The following is an 18651-nucleotide window of genomic DNA, read 5'->3' as shown; positions in this document are numbered from 1 at the left end:
TTTTGTTTAGGATTGTCGTTTTTTATCCATTGGATTAACGATCGATGGTCGGTTGTTTTTGTATGGCTGTGGAATTCGGAATAAGAAGTCAACAGCAGCACGTGCGTTAAAAGGTAGAAAAGGCCACATATAAGGAGTGTTTAATGTCTTCGTTTTGACGAGTGTAATTAAGAAGAACATGCAAGCAATCATAAATCCAATCGGACCAAAGAACCCGACACTAAACACTAAAACGAGGCGAATAATTCGGTTACATAAGCCCATCTCATAACTTGGCGTTGCATAGCCTGCCATCGCTACGACAGCCGTATAGAGAACGACTTCCCCTGTGAAAACACCGACTTCAATGGCAATTTCACTGATTAGAATCGCAGCAACGAGACCGAGTGCTGTTGCTAACGCATTTGGCGTATGAATTGCTGCCATACGGAGCACTTCTAAGCCGAACTCAGCGATTAAGACTTGGACAAAAATGGGAATTGTAAAGTCATCACTTACCCCAATGAAATCCCAAGCTGTCGGTCCGAGTGCTGCATATTCTTCAAGAAGAAACCAACCGGGTAATAAAAAGATCGAAAAAAATACGGCGATAATTCGTACCCAGCGCAAAAACGCACCGACGATCGGTTCTTGCCGGTATTCTTCCGCATGTTGCATATGATGCCAATAGGTTGTCGGGAAGATCATGACACTTGGGGAGCCGTCGGTAATGATAATGACATGACCTTCTAACATGTGAGTGGCTGCAGTGTCAGGTCGCTCTGTGTAGCGAACTCGCGGATAAGGAGAAAGCGATTCTTTGAACAGAAATTCTTCAAGGGTTTTTTCACCCATTGTGAGTCCATCAATATTGACGGATTTTAATTTCTTTTTTAATCGCTTAGCAATTTCTGGATCTGCAACTGAGCTAATATAACCGATCACAATGTCAGTTTTTGAGCGGGTTCCAACTTGCACATGTTCCATAATTAACGAAGGGTCTCGCAATCGTCTTCGAATGAGTGCACTGTTAAAAACGAGGGTTTCTACAAATCCGTCTCGAGGTCCTCGAACAACGCGCTCAAGATCAGGTTCTTCTGGGGAACGGACGGGATATTCCCTTGCGTCAATCATGAGTGCTTCGTCATAACCTTCAACGAGTAATGCGCTCTGACCTGCGAGGATGTTCGTTAAGATTTCATCAAGGTCATTTGAACGTTCAATTTCAGATTGGGGAATAAACCGATGCTCAAGGTGAGCCATCACATTATCCTTGATGTTATCGATCCGTGATAGGTTTTCTAATGTGTGTATGATTGCTAAATCGTTTCCGAAGCCGTCAACGAGAAACATACAAAGTTTGATATCACCAATTTGAAAGTTGTGTTGAACGAGGTCGAAGTTTTTATCAACACGTAATTCTTTGCTTAACGTCTCGACATTTTGTTCGAAATCATTGCTTAACGTGCGTTTTCGTTTCATCGCTCGCCTCCTTGTCGGGTTTATTATGAGCGGAGAACGGGTAAGCAATTCATGATAAGGAGATTTATTACATTTATGGTTGACAGTTTTCTTAGACAAAGGTATAGTCGGAAACGGTATGAACTTCATAAACAACCTCGTTAGGTGAGGCTCCTGTACGGAGATATGCTGCTGCCCAAAAATGTCCAAAGACGCCAATGGGTGAACAGGAATTATCGAGCTAAGGTAATTTTTAATGTAGCTGGCAATGGTCCTATGCCGTACAGTGCTAAAGCTCTACGACGGAGACGTATAGAAAAAAGCAGCAGTATTTTGCATGCTTAATTTTGGTGAGCCGTCTTCTCGTAGAAGATGGCTTTTTTGTATGAGTAGAATAGAGTTTTGGTAACTTATATAGGAGGTGAGGGAACGTTGCGTCCCAGGATGAAGAGTGTTGATGATGAAGATAGGTATTGGATAACAACTAAGAAGATCGCTGTCCCTCACCTTATACGTGAAGGTACGGCTGATTAGGAGGTTTAGCGATGGTTAAATTAAATGAAGAAACTCGCGCTGCCTACAGCCGCTATTTACTGGAATTACTTGAAGCAGAACAAACGACGGTATTTCGCTTAAAGTTCTTAGATCTACACCCGGTTGACCAGGTTGAAGTGTTTCAACAAATGGATCAAGCACAAAAAGAAAAGTTCTACAAATTGATGACGCCATCAGAACTTGCGGACATCTTCGAAGAGCTTGAACTTGAAGAACAAAAAGATGTCGTGAATGACTGGGAAGACCAAGAGATGGGCGACGTTTTTAATCATATGAACGCCGATGATGTCGCTGACTTTCTAGGGGAGCTTCAAGAAGACCAACGTCAAGGCATTTTGACATCAATGGACGATGAAGATGCAAAAGACGTACAAGAATTATTAACGTACGAAGAAGAAACCGCTGGTGCAATTATGACGAAGGAAATTGTCAACTTGCATGAGTTGGAAACTGTACATTCGGTATTAGATCGACTCCGCAATGAAGCGCCTGATGCGGAAATGATCTATTATTTATATGTTGTGGATGAAGAAGAAAAATTAACTGGGGTTGTTTCCCTTCGTGACTTAATGGTTGCGCAGCTCGATGCCAAAATTGGTGAAGTGATGAGTCGTCGCGTTGTCTCTGTGCATGTTAACGAAGACCAAGAAGATGTAGCGCAACTCATTAAGAAGTACGACTTCCTCGCAGTACCAGTCGTGTCAACGAGTGAGGAACTGTTAGGGATTGTAACCGTTGATGATGTCATGGATGTATTAGAAGAAGAAGCGACCGAAGATTTGGCCGAGTTCTCAGCTACTCGTGGTGCGACGGATGTCAACATTACTGCTTTTCAGGCAGCTAAAAAGCGTTCGCCTTGGATTATTCTTCTCATGTTGTTTGGAATGATCACAGCAGGCATCATTGGTTCTTTTGAAGAAACGCTTGAGCAAGTCGTCTTACTGTCTGCGTTTATTCCGATGCTCATGGGTTCAGCGGGTAACGTCGGAACACAATCGCTTGCGATTGTTGTACGTGGTCTAGCACTTGGCAACTTCGAGAAAAAAGGGTTGATGCGTGCGCTCGTTCGTGAATTTGGTACTGGTCTATTGATCGGACTAAGTTGTGCAATCGTACTTTTATTAATCATTCCGATCTTTTTTGATGATAGTCTTTATTTAGCTGGAATTGTTGGCGTGTCATTACTCGTATCCTTAGCGATGGCAGCGGTTGTTGGATCAATCGTTCCGCTTGTAATCAACAAGTTCAAATTAGACCCTGCAATTGCATCTGGTCCATTTATTACGACATTTAACGATATCGTTTCAATTACAATTTACTTTTCGATTGCAACGACCCTATTGCAATTTCTATAAAAAGAAGGCTTGGTGAGATGCCAGGCCTTTTTGTATGTGTAAAAGCAGGAGAGATTGTTGCTTGAATTCATTGACTTTTTTGTCAAATGAGCTAAAATAAAAGGACTTTTACAATCTACTGTGAAAAAAGACAACTAAGGAGACGGGTTTTAACATGAAATATGCCTTTGCAAAACGAGTGCGTCATTTGCAGTCATCTGCAGTGCGAGATATTTTGAAAGTGGTCAACCAAGGAAACGTTCTTTCGTTTGCTGGGGGGCTTCCTGATGATGAATTGTTTCCTGTAGAGGCGATTGATGATTCGTTTCGTCGCGCATTATCTAAAGGAAAGAAAGCGATGCAATATGGGGAAACTGAAGGGTATTATCCGTTACGAGAAGTCATTATTGAACGAATGAAAAAGAAGCAAATTAGCGGATTTACACCAAATCACGTGTTACTCACGACAGGCTCACAACAAGCGATTGACTTGTTTTCTCGTGTGATGATTGGACCGGGCGATGTCATTTTTACAGAAGAACCGACATATTTAGCTGCGTTACAAGTGTTTCAATCCTATGAGGCAAAGATCGTACCAATTCGTTGTGATGAGTTCGGAATGGATTTTGAAGATTTGCAAGAAAAAGTGAAAGTATACCGACCGAAAGTTGTGTACGTCGTTCCTACGTTTTCAAATCCGACTGGCCGTGTATGGAGTTTTGAGCGAAGAGAAGCACTCGTTCGACTTGCTCACAGACAGAATTTCGTCATTTTTGAAGATGATCCGTATGGTGATATTCAATATACACCAGGTGGCTATACGCCAATGGCGGCACTTGATGATGGAACGCATGTCGTCTATACGAGTACGTTCTCTAAAACGGCTGTGCCTGCACTTCGAACAGGGTGGATTGTCGGCCCTTACCAGATCATTCGCATGATGTCTCAAGCGAAGCAGGCGAACGATCTTCATTCGAATTCACTTGCTCACCAAGCGTTGTATGAGCTTTGTATGAATTTCGACTTAGATGAGCATATCAAAACGATTAGTAAGTTGTATGGTCATCGCAAAGACGTTATGGTTGATTCACTGCGTTCATCTGGACTTGAAACGATGTCGTTTGTTGAGCCAGAAGGTGGGATGTTCTTATGGTTGGAAGTAGATCCGCAAATCAACACAGAGGAATTGCTTCAAGAAGCGGTTTCTAGAGGGATTGCGTATGTTCCAGGTGCACCGTTTTATGCAGGGACACCTCAATACAATACGTTGCGATTGAATTATACCCATGCGACAGATGATGACATTCGTTTCGGAATGAAAACGATGACGGAGTTGTTTAAAGAAGTGGAACAAAAGCAAACTGATAAAGTTCCGCTGAGCTAAAGGTAGGCGATTTGGTGTCTTGGTTTCAATATTCTGGGCAAACCCCTGATTTCGTGTGGTTTGGACCAGCGCATGTTGCAGTACTAGTTGGTCTTTTGATCATCTGTATCTGCATGACAAAGGCGCGTCGTTCAATTCGAACGAACAAAGGCGTCGATCGTTCCTTGCGTCTAGGCATGGTTGCAACATTGATCATTTTAGAAGTGATGTATCAGACATGGTATGTCGTAAATGGTGCGTGGGGAGCTCATTTTGCATTGCCTTTGCATTTGAGCAGTATTACGTGGATTACGGCTGTTATTATGTTGCTAACTCTTCATAGACGCTGGTTTGAAATGACGTTCTTTGCTGGAGTGAGCAGTGCGTTGTTAACGATGATTACACCGGACATTGGGAATTTTGGCTTTCCGCACTTTCGGTTTTTCCATTTCTTTTTGACGCACGGTCTCGTTATCGTAGCAGCATATTACGTACTCGTCGTTCATCGAACCGAGCTCACGCTTCGGTCGGTGTTAATCGTTTGGGGATATTTAAATGCGTATGCCGCAGTCGTTTTTGTTATAAACCTTATCATTCCTAATGCGAATTACATGTATTTAATGATGAAACCGCCAAGCCCTACTCCGTTTGATTGGTTCGGTCCTTGGCCGTATTACATTTTCGTACTACAACTCGTTTCATTGCTCTTGTTCTTGCTCATGTACGCTAGTTATTGGTGCATTCAGTGGCTCGTCATTAAATCTTCAACTCGTTTGCCGTGAAGATACAAGCTCATGCATTCACTCGTCTGTCGCTTCAAGTTTGCGTTTACGTATCGGTTTTGACCTTCATATCGACCGCAAACGTATCCGTAACTTGAGAACGTTTCATCAGAATCGATTCGGTAAATGCGTAAGTTACGAGAATGTTGTTCTTTTTTTAGCTGGCGTAAGTCAAGGTGTAAAAGGGAAAGAGCTTCATCAATCAATTCGATGTAAGGTTCATGTACTCGGAACATTTCGGGCACTTGCTGCAGATTTTCTTCGAAAGACCGTTTAACGAGCGGTAAGATAATCGCATAATGGATGAGCGTGAGATCGTCATTTTGTAGTGGCATAGGATCGTCTCCTTTTCCAACTCGTATGATTAGTATACGAATACACGTTCGTATTTACAACCGGGAATCAAAGGAAATAAAAAAATTGATCAAAAAAAGCAGGAATGAAAGCTACAAAAGTCAAATAAAATAACAGCACACCTTTCTTGATCAATGTTTGAAATTGTCGGAATAAGGGTATTGACTGGCAAGGATGAACGTTTCATACTCCGTTTAAAAAATGATGAAGAGAATAGGGAGGGAGCATCAATGGCAGGTTCAACTTACGAGAACGAACTCTTTGAGAAATTGAAAATGATCCGTCAAGGATATCGAGCACCGAGACAAGTGCTACAATCACTCTACGCACGCATGATGTTGGAGTACTCTGTATACGAGTTTACGAAGGCTCGATTTGAACGGCTCATTGACAAGGCTCTCGATGACAAAGACGAGGATGCTTTTCATACATTAACGAGTCAATACAATGACTGGGTTGTGAAGTATCAATCGGGTAATACGATCTCTGAACATGGGTATGAACTAGAATGTAATTTCGAAGCTGTGAAACCTCCAATCAGTAGCTAACGATTAGCTACTGATTTTTGTTTTTTTTCACGAGCAGATCAGGTATAATTGGGATAGTAATTTCAGGAGGTAAGACGCGTTGATATTATCTGACACAACTATTAAGAAGATGATGGCCGAAGATGAACTACGAATCGATCCAGTTGATGAGACTCAAATCCAGCCGGCATCGGTCGATATTCGACTCGGTACTCACTATTTAAAGATCGATGAAAACGCCATCGAGTCTATTGCATTAGACGCACCTGCGCAGTATGTAGAGTTTGAAGCAGATGAAGTGATTGTTCCACCGAACTCATTTTTACTTGCGACGACGAAAGAATACATTAAGCTTCCAAACGATCTAACGGCTTTTGTTGAAGGACGAAGTTCAATTGGTCGCATGGGCTTATTTATTCAAAATGCAGGGTGGGTCGATCCAGGCTTTGAAGGTGAGATTACATTGGAACTATACAATGCCAATCGCTTGCCCATCCGTTTGAAATCGGGGAGAAGAATTGCTCAACTCGTTTTTGCTCGTATGGACCAACATGCATCTGCTCCATATGATGGAAAGTATCAGAAGCAAAGGAAAGCGGTCGGAAGTCGTGTTTATAAGGACGTAAACTGACGAAAAGCCGCTACCTTTATGAAAAGGTCGCGGCTTTTATTATGGAGGACGGGGAAACGTGATGTATGATACGAAGATTGTAAATGGAACAATTGTGAATGGACAAGCGTCTTTTCTTGGAAATATCTACATAACAGATGGTAAAATTAATGCCGTAACTGAGCCTGAAGATGATCGTGAAGCAGTGGAAGTGATTGACGCAAAAGGTCAATACGTCTTGCCTGGTCTCATTGATACGCATGTTCACTCTAGGGATCCTGGTCCAACACATAAAGAAGATTTTTATACGTCAACTCAAGCTGCAGCAGCTGGAGGGATTACGACGATTTTTGAAATGCCAAATACGACACCACCAGTGAAAGACAAAGGCACGTTTGATGCACAAGTTGAGAACTTAAATGAAAAAGCGATCGTAAATTACGGACTATGGGGCATTTGTTTAGGGCCATTAAATCGTCATGCTTTTGCAGAACTTTCTGAGCGTGGTGTCATTGGGTTCAAATACTTCTGGGGATACGGCATTCATCAAGAAACATTCCAGCTCCTTTATAATGTCGATGCCAAAGATGAGCAAATTATTGAACCTTACGATGACGGTGAAGTGTTCGCAATGATGCGAGAAGTGGCAAAAACAGATCAAGTATTTGCTGTTCACGCTGAAAACCATGAGTTAATCCGTCAATTAAGTGAAGAAAAAGATCCAAAAGACGAGTCATACGATGCCCTTCTCCGCTCGAGGCCTGCACTGGCCGAGACGTTAACGGTCAATACGGGATTGTCGCTCGCAAAAGAAGCTGGGGTCCATTTTCATGTGTTGCACGTGAGTGCGAAAGAAAGCGTAGAGTCCATTCGTGCAGCAAAAGCAAACGGTCAGAAAGTCACGGTTGAGACGTGTCCACATTATTTATTTTTAACGAATGAAGATTATGAAACGGTCGGTCGTGACATGAAGATCTTCCCGCTCGTAAAAGAACAAAAAGACCAAGATGAGATTTGGAAAGGCATCCAAGATGGAACGATCACTGTCGTTTGTTCAGACCATGCTCCTCATACCGCGGAGGAGAAATATTCTGGATCTTTAAGTGAAATACCAGCTGGAATGTGCGGAGTCGAAACGCTTGCACCTCTACTTTTAAATGAAGTTCATACCGGACGTTTGACGATTAATCAAGTCGTGCAACTGTTATCTGAAAATCCAGCGAAGTTGTATGGGATTGACAATCAAAAAGGAACGTTAATGCCAGGGACGGATGCAGATATTACGATCGTTGATTTAAAGAAAGAAGGTACGATCCAAAAGGCAAACCTTCACAGCAAAAGTAAAATCTCTGCTTATGATGGTCGGAGTATTACCGGCTGGCCTGTACGCACGATCGTTCACGGTCATACGGTGATGGAAGATGGCAACATTGTTAATGATCAACCAAAAGGACAGCTCGTGAAGCCTGGGAGGTAATGATGATGAAGGAAACAAGAGATCTAATCCAAACACACCAATCGATTCGTAAATACAAGCAAGAAGAAGTTTCAGAGGAAATCGTTCAAGATTTGATTGAATCTGCACGTTGGGCACCGAGTTCCCATCACGTTCAAGCTTATACGGTAATTCGTGTAACAGATGTAGAAAAGCGCAAAGCACTTAAAGAAATTACCGGTGGCCAAAAATGGGTAGAAGAAGCACCCCTATTCCTCGTGTTCGTAGCGGATTGGCACAAACATAAAGTAAATAACGAGAAATGGGACGCTTCATTTGAAATGGAAGAAACAGAAAACGTCATCGTTGGTGCCGTAGATGTTGCATTAGCTGCCCAAAATGCATTGCTTACTGCCCGCTCTTACGGTCTCGGTGGCGTAATGATCGGAGGAATCCGAAACGATTTGCACGAAGTTGCGAACATTTTAGATTTGCCAAAGCATACATTCCCAGTGATGGGGATTTGTCTTGGGTATCCAGATCAAGACCCTGGACAAAAACCGCGTTTTCCTAAAGAAGTCGTACTACATGAAGATCGCTATGATGGAGAGCGAATTACTGAAGGGCTTGAGCCGTACGAGCAAGAGACGAGCGCATACTATGAGCGTCGTACAAAAGGGAAGCGTACAGCCGGCTGGGGAGAGAATATGGCTGAGTATTTGAACAAACCTCGCCGTCAACAAGTAACGACGTTTTTGAAAGACCAAGGATTTACGCTTAAATAAACGTACATGTATTGACTGAAAGCGTGCGGAATATGACTAAGCTCCGATCAAAGAAAAGAAACTTTGATCGGAGCTTTTTTTCTCGAGTCTAGCACCACGCCCCTCGGCTCTAGCACCGCGCTCATCATGTCTTGCCCAAAACTATCCGGTTTTTAATCTTCGTGACTAAGGGGGAATTGGACTTCGGTTAACCACCGTGTAGGCTCAAGTTCATTCCAGATGCCGTCAATGACAGCTTCTCTAGGGGGACCAGCAAGTGAATAATCACTTTCTTCAAGCCACTGGTAAAGTTTTGCGTGGGATTCGCCAATCGTTTCGTACGGTCCGCGGTGCAAGAGGCAGGCAGCAAAGGGCACTTTGGCAATGTCTTTGAAAATAAGCCCATCATGATTGTCTTTCTTTTCGGTTACTGCTTCGCAAATTTCAAGGTTGATGTTCGTTTCTTTGAATTCACCGTCGTAAAAACGTGTGAAGCAGTATTGAATGGGATCGACTACTGAATTGGTTTCACGCATTTTATCCCCCATGGCTGGATAAGCCACGAATAAGTCATCGTAATGAGGTAGCGTCAACTTCATAGACGCTACTGTAACCTTTGGTAAACTTTTTACGATGATTTCTGGTGGGGAATGGTCAAGCAAGTAGTAGTTCGCTTGTTGTAGTTGACGATTTAATAAGACAGACTTTTTTTCTAGTTCTTCTTTTTTCTTACCAATCATGGTTTGCCAGTCTTGTTGTTTTGATATCACTTCTTGAATCTCTGCAATTGAAAAGTCGAGCTGGCGCATGGCCAGTACTCGATGCAGTGTTTCAATTTGGTTAGAACGATAGTAGCGATAACCTGTATTTGGATCGGTGTAAGCAGGTGTTACAATGCCGACTTGATCATAATACCGTAAGCGTTTAACAGTAACTCGATTCATTTTGGAAAATTGACCGATGCTGTACATCGACTGAACTCCTTTCTTATTCCCACCTGAAAAATCGCAAGGAGAGGGTTGTAGCGACAGTCGTAATTACTAATAAAAGCAGCAACGAAGAATAGGAGGTAAACGGCGACCCTAAGGCTTGACCTTGCAATAACTCGATGCCATGAGTTAATGGAAGAAGTTGCGCAATCGATTGTAAAACGCTCGGTAATAAATCAAATGGAATGGTCGCCCCGGATAAGATGAGCATGGAAAAGAACAATAAACTGCTCATTGCAGCCGTCGTCTTTTCTCGCGGAGAAGTACTTGCGATCAGCATACCAATCGAGTGAATGCTAATCATCACAATCAGATACGAAATAAGGAAGAGTCCGATCGAGCCAGGGAAAATCATGTTAAAGCCAAATGTTGCAACGAGAAAAACGGTAAACATAGACAAGATGCTTAAGCTAAAACAATAAAAAACATGGGCAACGAGTAACTGTACTGGGCTAATCGGTGTAACTTTGTATCGCTTTAACACTTTCTTTTCACGGTAGGAAGAAAGGGACAAGGGTAAGCTCATGACACCTGTAGATACGAGCCCGAGCGTTGCAACGGCAGCAAATGTTGTCACAAGTTCTTCATTCGTAGTGGAGAGGTAGCCCATAATCACCATAATACCGACAGGAAGAAACAACCCGAAGATAAATGACGACATCTCCCGAAATGATAGTTTAAACTCTGCGACGTAGAGTAACCAAAATGTTCTCATCGTATTCCCTCCCCTGTTAGCTGTAAATAAGCGTCATCCATCGATTTCGCTCCACTTTTTGATAACACTTCTTGAACAGTTCCTTCCATAAAGACGTTGCCATGTTTGAGCAGCAAAATACGGTCACAAAGTGTTTCGATCTCATGCATATCATGGGAGGTTAATAGAATGGTAACCCCCTCATCGTTTAATCGACGTAAATTATTCCAAATCTGTCGTCTAGCAATGGGATCTAATCCGGTCGTTAATTCATCTAATACGAGTAGTTTTGGTTGACCCATTGTAGCAAGGAGAATGCACAATTTTTGGCGTTCACCACCTGAGAGAGTAGAAATGGACGAGCGTACGTGGTGTTCAAGTTGATAGTCCGCCAGTTTCGTTCTCCAATCGATTGGATTCTTGTAAAGAGAGTGTGTGATTTCACAAATTTCCTTAACGGTTAAGCCGTTTTGAAACGCACTTTCTTGAAATTGAACACCGATCTGCTCAAAGTGAGATTTCTGCTTTGGATTAGGCGAGTTCCTGAGAATTTTCACCGTACCTTGATCAAGCTTTTTCGTTCCGAGCAAACAATCAATGGTTGTTGATTTGCCTGCACCATTGGCGCCGATTAGGCCGAAGATTTCTCCAGCCTTCACGTTCATATTGAGACCATGTAAAACCTGATTGTTGCCGTAGTATTTCACGAGTCCCTCTGCTTCAATTGCGTATGTCATAGAATCCCTCCAATAAGATTTGCTATTGAAGTGTAGACCCTCCCTTAACAGGAGAGTCAACTCGTGAACAAAAAAACACGTAATGGAAAAATTCCATTACGTGTTTTGCGTTGCTTCGTTGTACTCTTTTTTCTTCTGATTTAAGAAATAAACAAATGCTGCGAGACCATATAGACCGCGAAGGTCTTTGTTGTCAGTCATTTTTGCAGCAGCGTTCGTTTGTTTACGCATGCTTTCTGTTAAGTCAACGAGACTTGATGAAACTTTGCGCGATGCCGTTCCGGCGTCTTCAACCATTCCGAAGATAGGGTTGAGCGTTTTAATCTTTTCATTAAGGTCAAGAATGGTTTCGTTTGTGTTGTGCAAAATTGTTCCTGTTTCTTTGCTGATTTCATCAAGTTGGTCAGGCAACTTACCGATCGTATCTCCGGTTTTAGAAAGTACATCACTGAGATTGTTCAATACTTTCCCGAGAAAAATGACAAGTACAGCAAAAGCGATTGCGGCGATGAGTGCGGCAATTCCTAAAAAGTCCATGTAACTTGCTCCTTTCCATCGTATTAGTCTTGCATGTAGCGATCTACTTCTGTTTGTAAACTAGCAATCCATTCCCCAATCACAGGCATGTCAATAAATAGGGTAGCTATGTAAGCAAATAGGGCAAGGACGACGGCCGTACCGAGCGTAAGACCAACGCCTCTTGCAACCCCTGCGATAATATTAACTTTAATGACTTCTTTTTTATCTGTAAAGTGGTATGCGATATCTTTGAGTCTAGCACTTGTCGTCATGTCTTCTAACCGGTCGATTAACTGTTCTAATTTAGTGATGTCTTCACTACGCTTTTCATCATCACGCTCTTTACTCGGTAACTTCCGCATAGCAGCCTCCTTACTGTCCGTTTGCTTGATAAAGATTGTCCGCTGCATGAGCGCCGTCGATGTCTTTATCCGTTAATTTACCTTCATCAACCGTCGTCCACACAATCGTAACGTTCGTATGGTCAATGGTAATTTGAGGGTGGTGTTGGACAGCTTCAGCAAAAGCTGCAAGTCGTTCTACGAATAGTATACCCGTTAAATAGGCATCAAAGCCAAACGTTTTGGAAATTTGTTCTTGATGACGTTCCCAACCGTCTAATTTTTGTAATTGTTGTTCAAGTGTATTCATACGTTCACCTCCAAAGGATTCTTGTTACATATTCCTTTTATCCTTTGAAGGCAAACCTGAAATTAAATTAATGTTTGTTGAGCGTTGTAAAGTCTGCTGTAATGACCACCTTGAGCGAGTAGCTCCTTGTGGTTACCTTCTTCAGCGATTCCTTCTTTAGTAATGACAACAATGCGGTCAGCATGTTTAATCGTCGTCAGGCGGTGAGCAATGACGAGTGTCGTCCGACCGACGGATAACTTTTCTAAAGCACGCTGGATCGCAGCTTCTGTTTCCGTATCAAGTGCAGATGTGGCTTCATCTAAAATGAGAATCGGTGGGTTCTTTAAGAACATCCTTGCAATCGACAGACGTTGTTTTTGTCCACCAGACAGTTTGACGCCTCGTTCTCCAACGACTGTATCCAAACCGTCTGGTTGATCTTGAATGAAATCTTCTAGTTCTGCTAGACGAGCAGCTTCCATGACTTCTTCATCACTTGCATCAAGGTTCCCGTACCGGATGTTATCCCTTAGAGTACCAGAGAACATAAATACGTCTTGTTGTACGACGCCGATTTGTTCCCGTAACGATGTGAGTGTAATATCTTTAATTGAGTGTCCGTCAATTGTAATATCACCGTCCAACACATCATAAAAACGTGGTAGTAGGCTACAAAGTGTCGTTTTTCCTGCACCAGATGGTCCGACAAAGGCAATCGTTTCTCCTTGCTCAATGTCTAGATGGATATTTTCTAGCACTGGACGCTCTGCATCATATCCGAACGTAACGTCTTTGTATTGGATGTTTCCTTTTAGTCCTTGAACGTCTTCCGCTTCAGGACGGTCTTGAATTTCTGGCTCTGTGTCCATAATGGCAAGGTAGCGTTTAAAACCAGCGTAGCCTTTCGGGTAGCTTTCAATAATGGCATTGATTTTCTCAATCGGACGGAAGAAAATGTTCGTAAGTAGAATAAACGCCATGAAATCACCGATCGACAATTGGTTTTGAAGCATAAAGTACGCACCAGTGAGTAGAACGAACAGCGTCATAATACGCATCATCATGTAGCTTAAGGAGTTGTTAACTCCCATAATTTTGTAGGAGCGAATTTTAGCTTCTCGGAAGTTCTCGTTGTCTTCTTTGAACAGTTTTTGCTCATGCTTTTCATTTGCAAAAGCTTGCACGAGACGGATGCCTCCGAGCGTATCTTCAACACGAGCGTTGAAATTCGCCATTCGTTGAAACATGAGACGCATCGCTCCAGACATTTTTCTGTTGCAATACACAACAATCCAAGTTAACAATGGAACGACAATGAACGTAATGACGGCTAATTGCCAGTTAATGTAGAGCATGACACCGAAGGAACCGAATAACGTCATAATTGCAGTGAACACATCTTCTGGTCCGTGGTGAGCAACTTCACCGATCTCGAATAAGTCATTTGTTAAGTTCGATAATAAATGTCCAGTTTTATTATTATCATGATAGCTGTAAGATAAATTTTGGACGTGAGCGAACAATTCGCGTCTCATATCAGTTTCGATATTGATTCCAAGTATATGTCCCCAGTATGTAACGATATAATGAGCACCAGAGTTAAAAATATAAATGACAAAAAGTGCGAGGCAGGCGAGGATGATAATGGAAATTTCTCCTTGAGGGAGAAGGCGGTCGACGACTTGGTTGACGATGATTGGAAACGCAAGCTCTAAAAGCGCTACAAAGATGGCGCTAATAAACGTAATCGTAAAGAGTTTCTTGTAAGGTTTATAATAAGAAAAGAAACGACGAAGCATAAGTACCTCCACTGAACATTAATTGATAATGATTTTCAATTACCTATTACATTCTATGAAATATTTGTGCGATAGTCAATCGTTTCTCGTTACAGTCATTGACGGATGGGTGGGTTTTTTTTACACTTTAAAAAGATGGTGAAGTTGTCTTGCTTGACTCACCCTTCCAAAGTTTGGAAGCAGGCGGTTTGCCTGATATCAAGAAGGGAGCTCCATGAAATGATTAATAAAGTACTAATTGCGAATCGTGGGGAAATCGCGGTTCGTATTATTCGGGCATGTCGCGAACTAGACATTGAAACGGTGGCAGTATATTCAGAACCTGATCGCGAATCATTACACGTTGTAATGGCGGATGAAGCGTATTGCATCGGACCGAGTACTGCGACTGAAAGTTACTTAAAGAAAACGAATATTATAGCTACGGCTCTAAAAACAGGCTGTGATGCCATTCATCCAGGGTATGGTTTCTTAGCAGAGAACGCTGAATTTGCAGAGATTTGTGAAGATCACGGTCTCATATTTATCGGTCCTTCACCGAGTGCGATTAACCGAATGGGTGATAAATCGCAAGCAAGAGACACGATGAAGGCAGCAGGGGTGCCAATTGTTCCTGGAAGTGATGGCCTCATTGAGCGTGAAGATGAAGCGATTGAGATTGCCAAAGACATTGGTTATCCTGTCATTATTAAAGCAACTGCAGGGGGCGGCGGAAAAGGGATGCGCGTCGCACAAAATCGTGATGAGCTCGTCCGCTCGATCCAAACTGCAAGGCGAGAAGCTGAATCAAACTTCGGCAATGCTGGTATTTATTTAGAGAAGTTTATTGAAGAGCCTCGTCATATTGAAATTCAAATTGTCGGTGACAGATATGGGGATGTTGTACATTTCGGAGAGCGAGATTGTTCGATTCAGCGTCGTCACCAAAAGCTGATTGAAGAAGCGCCTTCACCAGCATTGAATGAAACAATTCGCGAAGAAATGGGTCAAGCTGCGATTGCTGCTGCAAAAGCGGTAGAGTATTGTGGCGCAGGAACGGTTGAGTTTTTACTCGACAAACATAAGAATTTCTATTTCATGGAAATGAACACTCGGATTCAAGTAGAACATCCGGTTACAGAAGAAATTACCGGTGTTGATCTCATAAAAGAGCAAGTGCTCGTTGCAAACAAACAGCCTTTGTCTGTGAAGCAAGAAGAAGTCGTTGTACGTGGACACGCAATTGAGTGCCGTATTAATGCCGAGAATGCTCGTAAAGGGTTCAGGCCTTCCCCTGGGAAGATTTCAATGTGTGTACCTCCAGGTGGACCGGGAGTGCGTGTTGATAGTGCTGCGTATACAGGCTACACAATTACACCATTCTATGATTCAATGGTTGCCAAACTCATCGTCCATGCAAGTACGAGAGATGAGGCGATTGCACGAATGAAACGTGCGTTATCAGAGTTTGTCATTGAAGGTGTCGATACGACCGTCCCATTCCATTTAAATCTAATGGATCATGATGTGTTTAAATCGGGAGAATTTGATACAAGTTTTCTAGAAAAATATACGGTGTAATGTAAAGGAGAGCGAACATGTATAGCATTAAAGAAATAAAAGAACTCATTGAAGCAGTCAATGCATCGGAAATTACACAATTGGAAGTACAAGGCGAGAAAGATATGTCGATTACGATCAAGAAAGAAACGAAAACGGTTGTTGAAACAACACAAGCAGTAGCGGCACCTAGCACACCAGCAGTATCACAACCTGTTGCAACACCTGAACAAAAACAAGAGCAACCTCAAGCAGAGAAACCAAATGCAGAAGCGACTGACGATTCTGTTGAAATTACATCACCGATGGTCGGTACGTTCTACCGTGCATCATCTCCAGATGCTGATCCATACGTACAAGTTGGGGATCAAGTTCACTCGGAATCAATTGTTTGTATCGTTGAAGCAATGAAACTAATGAATGAACTAGAAGCTGAAACAAAAGGTGAAATCGTAGAAATTCTCGTTGAAAATGGTGAACTCGTCGACTACGGTCAACCACTTTTCCGTGTGAAAGTTTAAAAACCTCTATAGTAGCAAAACCTAAGAAACGATGATCATCATCGTTTCTTTTTTTATACTTAGGAGGATTTATGAGCCGTTATTTAGATGATTTATATAAACGTAGAGAAGGTGTCTCCCTTGGAGGCGGTGTCAACAAACAAAACAAACAACGGCAACAAGGCAAACAATCGGCAAGAGAGCGGATTGAGCAATTGTTAGACGATGGTACATTTCGAGAACTTCAACGTTTCGTTCGTACCTCTGGAACCGATTATCAATGTGAAAATGTCATTACCGGTTACGGCAAAGTTTTCGGCCGAACGGTTTGTGTTTACGCTCAAGACTTTACGATTCAAGGTGGTTCGCTAGGGGAGATGCACAGCCTTAAAATTACAAAACTAATGGATTATGCATACAACTTAGGTGTACCGATTGTCGGACTTTGTGATTCTGCAGGAGCAAAGATTCAAGAGGGGGTAAAGGCTTTAGGAGGATACGGGGAACTTTTTTATCGCAATGCGAAATACTCGGGTAAGATTCCACAAATCTCTGTGATTATGGGGCCGTGTGCTGGGGGTGCGGTCTATTCTCCAGCATTGACTGATTTTGTGTTTATGGTAAAGCAAACGTCACATATGTTCCTGACAGGCTCCAAGGTCGTAAAAGCAGTAACCGGGAAGCATATGAGTCATGAAGAGTTAGGTGGAAGTCAGCTACATGCAACGAAAAGCGGAGACGTTCATTTTGTTTCTGAAAATGAAACCGATTGTTTGCGGCAAGTGCGCAAATTACTATCGTATTTACCGCAAAACAACAAAGGTTCAAAACCGATTGCATCCAATTGGGTTACCGAGCAAAAACAAAACCAAATGGAAAGCGTCGTACCAGATGATCCAAAAAAAGTCTACAATATGGTTCACGTTATTTCTGCTCTGTTTGATACCGGCTCTTATATCGAAGTGCAAGCGGCTTTTGCAGCGAACATTACAGTTGGATTTGCGAAGCTTGACGGAAACACAGTTGGTGTTGTTGCAAACAATCCGAAGTACAAAGCAGGCGCACTAGACGTGGATGCGTCGGACAAAGCTGCACGCTTTATCCGGTTTTGCGATTGCTTTCACATTCCCATTGTGACACTTGAAGACGTTTCTGGCTTTATTCCAGGCGTATTACAACAAGAAAGTGGCATTATTCGTCACGGTGCGAAACTGTTATACGCGTATGCAGAAAGTTGTGTCCCGAAAGTGACGGTTATTTTACGGAAAGCGTATGGAGGTGCTTACGTTGCGATGAATAGTAAATCAATCGGAGCTGATTTGGTGTTTGCGTGGCCTACAGCTGAAATTGCAGTCATGGGGGCGGAAGGTGCCGTCGATGTGTTGTATGGCAAAGACATTCAGCAAGACGATCAGCCAGAATCAAAACGGGAGCAATTAATCGAGCAATATAAGAAAGAGGTGATGCATCCGTACATTGCTGCTGAGTTAGGGGTTGTAGATGATGTGATTAGTCCCTCTGAAACGAGAAGTGTACTCATTGAGAGTTTGGATATGTTACGATCAAAAACAAGGAATGATGAATGTCATGGCAATATTCCACTTTAATAAACGATATTAAATCGTGCTTGCCATGATCATCGTAAGAACACCGCTGCAACCGATGAATAAAGATAGGCTGTTCGCAAGTTGTGTTCCCCCTGATTTTTCACCTAGAAGGGATAACGCTCGATCGACAAGGAAGAACAGCAATGTGGCAACAACTGCAAGAATGGTCAAATCAATATTCGCAGTTGCGAAATAAACGATCATACCTCCAGCAATATGAATGCTTAACGACATTGTTTCGCGGAAACGAGTATAATGTTTGGCAATCCAATCTGCCATAAAAGATAAGAATCCACCATAAAAAACGATCGGGATTAAAGAAAAGAAACCATAAATCGTATAACTGTGTAACACTTGAGTTACATCGCTCGCACCGTTTGTTAATTCAATTGGGAACATCACACCTGAAATGAAGATAAAGATGGCCCACACAGCAAGTGCTGTTGAGAACTTATGCATAAGGACACCTC

The 18651-nt window shown here is 42.5% G+C and carries 20 protein-coding genes and 1 riboswitch; of the genes, 10 read left to right on the top strand and 10 right to left on the bottom strand.

The window, feature by feature from the left end; all coding sequences use genetic code 11:
- Positions 1–6 precede the first annotated feature (6 nt).
- A complete protein-coding gene (locus JOD17_RS03365) occupies positions 7–1461 on the bottom strand; it encodes a spore germination protein (RefSeq protein ID WP_204695710.1) in 1455 nt (484 codons plus the stop codon).
- Between the two features lie 129 nt (positions 1462–1590).
- Positions 1591–1755, top strand: a riboswitch (M-box (ykoK) riboswitch).
- Positions 1756–1985: 230 nt separating this feature from the next.
- On the opposite strand from JOD17_RS03365, the gene mgtE reads away from it, so the two are divergent.
- From mgtE to JOD17_RS03350, 3 genes are all read left to right on the top strand, one after another.
- Positions 1986–3350, top strand: coding sequence for a magnesium transporter (gene mgtE, locus JOD17_RS03360; RefSeq protein WP_042419499.1), 1365 nt, complete (start codon positions 1986–1988; stop codon positions 3348–3350).
- A 154-nt stretch (positions 3351–3504) separates the two neighbouring features.
- Positions 3505–4713 carry an aminotransferase-like domain-containing protein gene (locus tag JOD17_RS03355; protein ID WP_204695709.1) on the top strand — a complete coding sequence of 403 codons (1209 nt, stop codon included), beginning with the start codon at positions 3505–3507 and terminating at the stop codon, positions 4711–4713.
- 14 nt (positions 4714–4727) lie between these two features.
- Entirely contained in the window at positions 4728–5474 is a 747-nt protein-coding gene (locus JOD17_RS03350) for a TMEM164-related integral membrane acyltransferase (protein WP_204695708.1), read from the top strand.
- On the opposite strand, the gene JOD17_RS03345 is transcribed toward JOD17_RS03350, so the two are convergent.
- Positions 5435–5809: a YhjD family protein gene (locus JOD17_RS03345; protein WP_042419504.1), complete on the bottom strand. Its 375-nt coding sequence runs from the start codon at positions 5807–5809 to the stop codon at positions 5435–5437. The genes JOD17_RS03350 and JOD17_RS03345 overlap by 40 nt on opposite strands.
- A gap of 249 nt (positions 5810–6058) precedes the next feature.
- Here JOD17_RS03345 and JOD17_RS03340 point away from each other — a divergent pair, with 249 nt between their 5' ends.
- From JOD17_RS03340 to nfsA, 4 genes are all read left to right on the top strand, one after another.
- On the top strand, positions 6059–6376 hold the full coding sequence (locus JOD17_RS03340) for an IDEAL domain-containing protein (RefSeq protein WP_052361736.1): 318 nt from the start codon (positions 6059–6061) through the stop codon (positions 6374–6376).
- Between the two features lie 79 nt (positions 6377–6455).
- On the top strand, positions 6456–6986 hold the full coding sequence (gene dcd, locus JOD17_RS03335; RefSeq protein ID WP_042419507.1) for a dCTP deaminase: 531 nt from the start codon (positions 6456–6458) through the stop codon (positions 6984–6986).
- A gap of 61 nt (positions 6987–7047) precedes the next feature.
- Complete coding sequence (gene allB, locus JOD17_RS03330) at positions 7048–8442, top strand: allantoinase AllB (RefSeq protein ID WP_239575234.1); 1395 nt, start codon at positions 7048–7050, stop codon at positions 8440–8442.
- Positions 8443–8447: 5 nt separating this feature from the next.
- Positions 8448–9185 (top strand): oxygen-insensitive NADPH nitroreductase, encoded by a 738-nt coding sequence (gene nfsA, locus JOD17_RS03325; protein ID WP_239575187.1) that lies wholly within the window; start codon positions 8448–8450, stop codon positions 9183–9185.
- Positions 9186–9337: 152 nt separating this feature from the next.
- Here the strand turns inward: nfsA and JOD17_RS03320 are convergent, their stop codons facing one another.
- The 7 genes from JOD17_RS03320 to JOD17_RS03290 all read right to left on the bottom strand — a co-directional run bounded on the left by JOD17_RS03320 (position 9338) and on the right by JOD17_RS03290 (position 14535).
- Positions 9338–10135 carry a MerR family transcriptional regulator gene (locus tag JOD17_RS03320; RefSeq protein ID WP_204695705.1) on the bottom strand — a complete coding sequence of 266 codons (798 nt, stop codon included), beginning with the start codon at positions 10133–10135 and terminating at the stop codon, positions 9338–9340.
- A gap of 16 nt (positions 10136–10151) precedes the next feature.
- Complete coding sequence (locus JOD17_RS03315; protein WP_204695704.1) at positions 10152–10868, bottom strand: ABC transporter permease; 717 nt, start codon at positions 10866–10868, stop codon at positions 10152–10154.
- Positions 10865–11584, bottom strand: coding sequence for an ABC transporter ATP-binding protein (locus JOD17_RS03310; RefSeq protein WP_204695703.1), 720 nt, complete (start codon positions 11582–11584; stop codon positions 10865–10867). The genes JOD17_RS03315 and JOD17_RS03310 overlap by 4 nt, the downstream gene beginning before the upstream one ends.
- A gap of 96 nt (positions 11585–11680) precedes the next feature.
- Entirely contained in the window at positions 11681–12121 is a 441-nt protein-coding gene (locus JOD17_RS03305; RefSeq protein ID WP_204695702.1) for a DUF948 domain-containing protein, read from the bottom strand.
- 23 nt (positions 12122–12144) lie between these two features.
- Complete coding sequence (locus tag JOD17_RS03300; RefSeq protein ID WP_204695701.1) at positions 12145–12465, bottom strand: DUF5665 domain-containing protein; 321 nt, start codon at positions 12463–12465, stop codon at positions 12145–12147.
- A 10-nt stretch (positions 12466–12475) separates the two neighbouring features.
- Positions 12476–12754, bottom strand: a complete 279-nt coding sequence (locus JOD17_RS03295; RefSeq protein ID WP_204695700.1) for a 4a-hydroxytetrahydrobiopterin dehydratase — start codon at positions 12752–12754, stop codon at positions 12476–12478.
- 62 nt (positions 12755–12816) lie between these two features.
- Entirely contained in the window at positions 12817–14535 is a 1719-nt protein-coding gene (locus JOD17_RS03290; RefSeq protein WP_204695699.1) for an ABC transporter ATP-binding protein, read from the bottom strand.
- A gap of 219 nt (positions 14536–14754) precedes the next feature.
- Between JOD17_RS03290 and accC the strand changes: the two genes are divergently transcribed.
- The 3 genes from accC (at position 14755) to JOD17_RS03275 (ending at position 18181) form a co-directional block, all read left to right on the top strand.
- Complete coding sequence (gene accC, locus JOD17_RS03285; RefSeq protein ID WP_204695698.1) at positions 14755–16095, top strand: acetyl-CoA carboxylase biotin carboxylase subunit; 1341 nt, start codon at positions 14755–14757, stop codon at positions 16093–16095.
- Positions 16096–16112: 17 nt separating this feature from the next.
- Complete coding sequence (accB, locus tag JOD17_RS03280) at positions 16113–16595, top strand: acetyl-CoA carboxylase biotin carboxyl carrier protein (RefSeq protein WP_204695697.1); 483 nt, start codon at positions 16113–16115, stop codon at positions 16593–16595.
- 71 nt (positions 16596–16666) lie between these two features.
- Positions 16667–18181 carry an acyl-CoA carboxylase subunit beta gene (locus JOD17_RS03275; protein WP_204695696.1) on the top strand — a complete coding sequence of 505 codons (1515 nt, stop codon included), beginning with the start codon at positions 16667–16669 and terminating at the stop codon, positions 18179–18181.
- Between the two features lie 9 nt (positions 18182–18190).
- On the opposite strand, the gene JOD17_RS03270 is transcribed toward JOD17_RS03275, so the two are convergent.
- Positions 18191–18640 (bottom strand): hypothetical protein, encoded by a 450-nt coding sequence (locus JOD17_RS03270; RefSeq protein WP_204695695.1) that lies wholly within the window; start codon positions 18638–18640, stop codon positions 18191–18193.
- Positions 18641–18651: the final 11 nt, after the last annotated feature.

This window comes from Geomicrobium sediminis, from assembly GCF_016908595.1.
In the GTDB taxonomy this organism is placed as follows: Bacteria; Bacillota; Bacilli; order Bacillales; family Marinococcaceae; genus Geomicrobium_A; species Geomicrobium_A sediminis.
The sequence above is the reverse complement of the archived record's forward strand: the minus strand, read 5'-3'. Positions and strand labels throughout refer to the sequence as shown.